General features: G+C 47.0%; 1 protein-coding gene. It reads left to right on the top strand.

Annotated features, from left to right (window positions below; genetic code table 11):
- Positions 1-90: 90 nt before the first annotated feature.
- A complete protein-coding gene (gene tnpC, locus FXV77_RS21845; protein WP_148921369.1) occupies positions 91-1,596 on the top strand; it encodes an IS66 family transposase in 1,506 nt (501 codons plus the stop codon).
- Positions 1,597-1,612: the final 16 nt, after the last annotated feature.

Genomic DNA, 1,612 nt, shown 5'->3' with positions numbered 1-1,612 from the left:
TGTAAAAAGCATACAGAAAAAACGTTATTCATTGCCGCAAAAACAGCTTTTTTGATTGCAGGAACGCAGATAAAACCGTATCTTTAGGGTATGGAAACAGCGCTGGAAAACCTCTCGAAAGAAGACCTTCTAAAGGTGGTTTCCAGCCGTAATGACGCCCTGGCCGAACGTGATGAAAAGATCGAATATCTGGAATCCCAGCTTGCCATGTACAAGCGTATGCAGTTCGGTCAGAAGCGCGAACGCTTTGAAGGCGACCCCAACCAGACTGAACTTCCATTTGAGGTAGAACCCCTGGCAGTAGAGCAGCAACAGGAAGAAACCAAACAAAAGATCGAGTATACCCGCAAACGCCCTAACCATAAGGGACGTGCGAAGTTACCTGGACACCTTCCTGTAATAGAGATCGACATACACCCGGAGGGGGACCTATCGGATATGGTATGCATCGGAAAGGAAATCACTGAAGAACTGGAGTGCGAGCCGGCAAAGTTTTATATCAAACGCTATATCCGCTATAAATACACGCCTAAAAATGGAGATGGCGTACGTATCGGCGAACTTCCCGAACGTGTCATCGACAGAGGTATCCCCGGAGCGGGCTTATTGGCGATGATACTGACCGGAAAATATCAGGACCACCTCCCGCTGTACCGACAGAAACAGATCTTTGCCAGGGAAAACATACAGATCGCCTCCTCGACCATCGAGGGCTGGACAAAAGAATCCCTGATCAAACTTGAGCCACTCTATGAACAATTGATCTTCGACACCAAAACAAAAGGATATTTACAGGTAGACGAAACACCAATAAAAGTACTGGACAGCGATAAAAAAGGCGCTGCCCACCAAGGTTGGTATTGGGTATACCATTGCCCATTGGACAGAACTGTGCTGTTCGATTACAATCCCTCACGTGGTGGCCACGTGCCCAGATCCATGCTGGATAACTTTAAGGGTTACCTGCAGACGGATGGATATGCGGCATATGATAAATATGGCAAAAAGAAGGACATCACCCATCTGGCATGCTGGGCACACGCACGCCGTGAGTTTGAAAAAGCATTGCAGAACGATCGCCCAAGGGCCGAAAAGGCGCTGATGATGATACAGAAACTCTATAAAATTGAACGCAGGGCTAAAGAGGACGGGCTTTCGGCCGACAGGACCAAGGAGCTGCGGCTAGAAGAAGCCTTACCTGTAATCAACGAAATGGGGAAATGGATCTTCCAAGAAATAAAAAACACACTTCCCAAAAGCCAGATCGGAAAGGCTATGGCCTATGCCTATGCACGCTGGGATGCGCTTTCGGCTTATCTGAATGACGGAAATCTGCAGATTGACAACAACCTCTGTGAAAATGCCATAAGACCGGTTGCGCTCGGCCGCAAAAACTACTTGTTTGCAGGCAGCCATGAGGCCGCACAGCGGTCGGCGATGATATACTCGTTCTTCGCCATCTGTAAAAAACATGAGGTAAACCCGTACCAGTGGTTAAAACATACCCTACTCAACATAGCATCCATAAACCATAAAAATATAAAAGATCTTTACCCGCAGAACTATAAGCAAATTATTGACAAATCAAATATGTAGTTCGTAGGGCGGATAC

The organism is Sphingobacterium phlebotomi (genome assembly GCF_008180195.1).
Lineage (GTDB): Bacteria > Bacteroidota > Bacteroidia > Sphingobacteriales > Sphingobacteriaceae > Sphingobacterium > Sphingobacterium phlebotomi.
Note: the sequence above shows the minus strand (reverse complement) of the source record. Positions and strands in the feature narration are given on the sequence as shown.

What these genes read in the sequence shown, in the direction of transcription:
- tnpC (WP_148921369.1), top strand. Translation starts at nt 91, where the DNA reads ATGGAAACAGCGCTGGAAAACCTCTCGAAAGAAGACCTTCTAAAGGTG.